This window comes from Paenibacillus sp. sgz302191, assembly GCF_057749925.1.
In genome coordinates this window covers 1-5,071 of sequence record NZ_JBYLHY010000070.1, presented here as the reverse complement: position 1 = coordinate 5,071, position 5,071 = coordinate 1, and the positions used below count along the sequence as shown (strand labels likewise).

Sequence of the window (5,071 nt, the reverse complement as noted above, 5' to 3'; positions counted from 1 at the left end):
TTCCCAACCTGTCCCTAAATTCAAAGCTCTATTAAAAATATCGTTTTCCGTCATCCCAGATATCTCCCTTCGGGGTTCTATTACAAGGATTGACGGCTTATTGTCATGCTAAACTGGGAAGAACCATTATTTTATAAACTGAACTAATGGTAACTTAGGATAATAACTAAATTAATCGTATTATAGAACCTAACTGTTCGCATCAAGAGCGTTAAGGGCCTCATCGCTTATGTCTTGTGGCAGTAGTTCTCTAGTAATTGCCCCAGAGTTTCGCGGCCATCCACGTGTACCGCATACTAATTCATTATGGTGGTAGCCGATTCTTCCGCCCCTCTCAAAAAGTTTAATTATTGGATCATATAAATCATGAAATTTCAATGCAATAGGTAATTCTTGGTCAACTGCATATGCCCAGTCAATATAGTAAGTACAAAGGTATTCAACAACCCAGTCAATATTAGAATTGTCTTGTTCAATATAATTCTCCTTTATATGACTTGGTACATCAAACTGAACAATTTCAACTGCATTAAAAATTGCACGCCTGTTATCACCTATGGAATTAGAATCTAAAAAAATATTACCCCTTCTAATAAACTCAGTTACTAAAACAGCGTGGGAAGGCTTATCATAATCCCTTATTTCCCAATTAATACTTTGCACCCTTTTCTTTGCCTTTTCAAAATTAACATTCATTTCTATCACCTCAAATTTTTGGTTTGAAACCTGGGAAACCTTCAGGCTGTGGTGGTGCCAACTCGTGAGCACCCTTTGTACTTTCGTTCTTCGTACCACCATTAAATTCATTTATATCGCGGTAAGGTAATCCATCTTTCATCATTTTACTTTCTGCTAGCTCATGGTCAGCTAGTTTCCTAAACCACGCTTTTTCCGCTTCATTCAACTCTCTTACTAATGCCTGCTCCCATCCATAAGCAACGTCAATTACGGGATCAAAATAACCTTTATAATAATACTTCCCATTAATTGTGTCTACTAAGTTAATGTGCTCAGTCAATATCATATGTTTCTTTAATTGTACCGCTTCTTCTAAACTTAAACCGGTATTTCCGGCGAACTTTTCTATCTCCTGCATATCTAATCCTGATGCTCTTAATTTCTCATATGTTTTTAACGCAATCTCTTCCTGCTTGAAACTAGGGATAAATTTTATTGGTTCGCCCCGTGGTTCGATAGGTTTAATAGGTGGAACATTACCCGTCCCCTTAGAGCCTGAACCACCTCCACCCTTTCCATGGCCGACGGCATCGCCTTCGCTTTTCATATAATTCGATATTTTCCCCGTTGCTTCCTGGAAGAGTTCCCTTAACGTTGTTGTTTCAGGTATACCTCCAAGCATTCCTGCCTTCTGCGGCGCAAACGGGTTAATAAATTCTGCATCCAAAATCTTATTCATAGCCTGGGTAAGCTTTGCGTAACTTTTACCTAGGGTTGTGCCCTCTTTACTCAGCAATTGTGCAAACTGATCGGATTTTGCGCTTATATTTGCAATCTCTGTCACCTGCACCGACTTCGTGCCACTCAGCACCAACTTTTCAGCTTGCATCGCCCTGGATGCTGCTCCTGCCTCGCCACCGACGAAAAAGGAGGCTATGGTAAGTACCAATTCCGTGCCATATTTGCTTCGACTATAGGTATCTCCATTGATGACGTCATCCTTGAAATCCCGCTTTACGCCTTCCCAGACTCCCGCCAGTGTTCTCAGCAGCTTTGGAGGCGGAATTAGCCCTTCGCCCTCCCTATCGGGGTGCGTATTTTACAGTTGCGAAAGATTTTGAAAAACCCGTGGGAAAACACAGCTAACAAAAGAAAGGCCAATTATGATGGTATTTGACCATAATTGACCTGCTCGATGTAACGCAGGAGCGATATATAAAATTCAAACATTGATGTGCGTACAAACGAATTGGCAAAGTCTATATACGGGTATTACATGGGTTAAGTGTGTTATTGGTTCGGCACCGGTTACAGAGCTGTATTTTTATCACCAAATGCAGATTCAGCAAGGCCAGGACAGGGAAAGGTTTTGGATCGGTTTCCTGCATTACCTCGTTGGTATGCCCATTGCCAAATATTCGATTAAACACAAAATCGCTGTACGATGGGCAGCCATTAAGCCTAGGAATTAGATCCGATCATCTGATTCCTTGTATTTCTTCAACCACCCTTTAGCATCTCCCCAAGCTTGTAAATGCTTGTATCCATTAAAAGATAACAGATAGTTTGTCCCCCTATCCGTCACATAAACATCGTCCCAAGGTGCAACATTTAAATACTCCATCAATTGTTGACCCCCAGAAAATACAAATCCTCTTACATCGCATTCTTCAAGATCAAAAAACAATACTACCTCTTTATTTCCTACATATTCCTCAATCCACATCCAGGCATCATCATTTCTAATTGAAACAGAAGTTGAAGCAATATGTTCATAAAGCGGCCATTCAACCTCTTCGCAATCACCATATTTACTCATAATCTCTTGAAGTAAAACCTGATGTTCAATACTAGACAATTCGTTTGCTCTGAAATTTAAAATCTCAAATACATTAACTAATGTCCTTAGACTTTCATCATATTGCAAGCTTTTATATTGTTTAAGCCATTGTCTTGCTTCTCCACTCGCGTAGAATACAGTATTGCCCTTAGAGTAAGCAATTAAATAACTTGCTTCCATATCTGTTGCATAAAAATTTAAGAACGGATTACTATTGTTTAAAAACTTCTCGAATGTTTCTGTTACTTGCTTTCCTGAAGATACTTTATACACTCCTAATTCAATCTCTGGATCAAAAAATAAAACCGTCCCACTAGAACCAATATAATTCTCTATGTATCTCCATGAATCGGGATTAATGATGAACTCATATTTTTTCAATTTTCCTGTTATTGGCCATCCCCCTTCCTCTTTAGCATGAATATGAAAAACTCGTTTGCGTATCAATTCACTATCTGTCTCCGAAAGTTCCCTTAGTCCGGATATTGATGTTAAAATACTCCTCATATCATCCATGCTAATCACTCCCCTTATTTTACGATTACTATTAGTCTCCTTCTAGTTTCACCTTGGATCGACCATAAGGCACTTCATCAATAAGTATATGTCCTACTAGTTTACTTTGCTTTTTGCCTACTTGCCATCCAACATGGGGAGCATCTGGACCACTTGCCCATTGTCCATTTTCATCCCACTTGGGGTCGTGAGGATAATCAATATTAACTTCTGCATACTGAGCCTCTGTACCCTTTTTTCCTTTCCATTCTACAGGGATAGATTTTCCAAATTCATTTTTGGCCCATTTGCTTACTTCAAACAAATTTTTATCAAAACCTGTTCTCTTGAAAGCTTCATCAACAGCATTTTGTAATGTTTTACCCGTTCCTCTCCAATCCAAATCAATTGGTTTCAATTGATAGTTGATATTACCTTTACCCGTCCCCTTAGAGCCTGAACCACCTCCACCCTTTCCATGGCCGACGGCATCGCCTTCGCTTTTCATATAATTCGATATTTTCCCCGTTGCTTCCTGGAAGAGTTCCCTTAACGTTGTTGTTTCAGGTATACCTCCAAGCATTCCTGCCTTCTGCGGCGCAAACGGGTTAATAAATTCTGCATCCAAAATCTTATTCATAGCCTGGGTAAGCTTTGCGTAACTTTTACCTAGGGTTGTGCCCTCTTTACTCAGCAATTGTGCAAACTGATCGGATTTTGCGCTTATATTTGCAATCTCTGTCACCTGCACCGACTTCGTGCCACTCAGCGCCAACTTTTCAGCTTGCATCGCCCTGGATGCTGCTCCTGCCTCGCCACCGACGAAAAAGGATGCTATGGTAAGTACCAATTCCGTGCCATATTTGCTTCGACTATAGGTATCTCCATTGATGACGTCATCCTTGAAATCCCGCTTTACGCCTTCCCAGACTCCCGCCAGTGTTCTCAGCAGCTCATCTCGATGCTCCTTGTTGGCGTAGTATTTGCCTGTATAAACGATTGGGTTCGCGACAAACTCCAAGGCCTCCAGAGGATTCTTTACGGCAAAATCCAATTCCTTATATAACAAGTCTGCCAACCCCAGAACGGTTTCCTCTACAACCGTGCCGATGCCTGCCAGGATGCCAGCGCTCATCGGATCAAATTCCTTGTACGCTTCCCATGCTTTCTTAATGGGTCCGAACAGCGCACCGGATGTCGCACCGCTCATCAATTCCCGGAACGCATCGGCGGGGGAATAATCGCTAAAGTCGCTCACTTCCCCTCGCTGGACATCCGAGGCTGCTTTCGCTCCTACTGCGACGGCTCCCGCTGCCATCACGCCGGCTGCCACGGCTCCGATTACCACCGCGCCAGCTCCTAACGTCGCTACGGTGACTGCCGCAACTACCGCTACCACGGCCACAACAGCGAGTGCGCCCAACACGTTGCCCGCCAGCTTCCCCCAGCTAAACTTCTTTTTCTCCGGCGGCGGGGGCGGTGGAGGTGGCGTCCCTTGCTTCGGCTCGTCGTCAAACGGCGCATACGAGGTGCGGTCTCTTCCTTCCGCCCTTACGTTGGCTCCGAGAAAGTGGTACTCGCTCTCGATCGAGAAGCCGCTTTGCGCGCTCAGCTTCTTCGCCATGAGCTGACTCTGCGCGTAGATGACCACACGCTTGGGCGTGTAAAGCGAGATGTCCGCCTTCGCGTTTAGCGTCAGCTTCTTGTGGCTCGTCATCATCACGCCCACCGCGTCGTCGAAGCTCAGCTTCAGCGGCTCTTTGCTCCCGCCCGTCAGGTTGATCGCTGTCGGTGTCAGCTCCAGTTCGCTACCGTGCTCCGTCCCGAAGTAGCGTTTGCTCGGGTCGCCTGTTTTGGCGCAGCTGCCGCCATTGGTGCGCACCGCCCCTACGACGATCGCCTGCCGTCCCTCGGCATCGGGTATGTACAGGCTCGCGCGAGTCCCCGCCTTCGGCATGCTGTACATGGCGCTGCCGGTCGCCGGTGCGAACGGGAACCAGTGCGCCTTGTCCTTCGACTGCTCGCGGTCCACGCTCAGATGCAGCTTCACCTGCTCGC

General features: G+C 44.7%; 4 protein-coding genes. All 4 read right to left on the bottom strand.

Annotated features, from left to right (window positions below):
- Positions 1 to 189: 189 nt before the first annotated feature.
- Entirely contained in the window at positions 190 to 696 is a 507-nt protein-coding gene (locus tag AC3G2T_RS38540) for a hypothetical protein (protein ID WP_474687329.1), read from the bottom strand.
- 10 nt (positions 697 to 706) lie between these two features.
- Positions 707 to 1,567, bottom strand: a complete 861-nt coding sequence (locus tag AC3G2T_RS38535) for a hypothetical protein (protein WP_488438795.1) — start codon at positions 1,565 to 1,567, stop codon at positions 707 to 709.
- Between the two features lie 579 nt (positions 1,568 to 2,146).
- Positions 2,147 to 3,034: a hypothetical protein gene (locus tag AC3G2T_RS38530; RefSeq protein ID WP_488438794.1), complete on the bottom strand. Its 888-nt coding sequence runs from the start codon at positions 3,032 to 3,034 to the stop codon at positions 2,147 to 2,149.
- 31 nt (positions 3,035 to 3,065) lie between these two features.
- The coding region (locus tag AC3G2T_RS38525) for a polymorphic toxin type 47 domain-containing protein (protein ID WP_488438793.1) at positions 3,066 to 5,071 on the bottom strand (2,006 nt) is incomplete at its 5' end.

Excerpts from the sequence above, each read along its gene's own strand:
- AC3G2T_RS38540 (WP_474687329.1), bottom strand. The coding sequence starts at position 696 with ATGAATGTTAATTTTGAAAAGGCAAAGAAAAGGGTGCAAAGTATTAAT.
- AC3G2T_RS38535 (WP_488438795.1), bottom strand. The coding sequence starts at position 1,567 with ATGCAAGCTGAAAAGTTGGTGCTGAGTGGCACGAAGTCGGTGCAGGTG.
- AC3G2T_RS38530 (WP_488438794.1), bottom strand. The coding sequence starts at position 3,034 with ATGGATGATATGAGGAGTATTTTAACATCAATATCCGGACTAAGGGAA.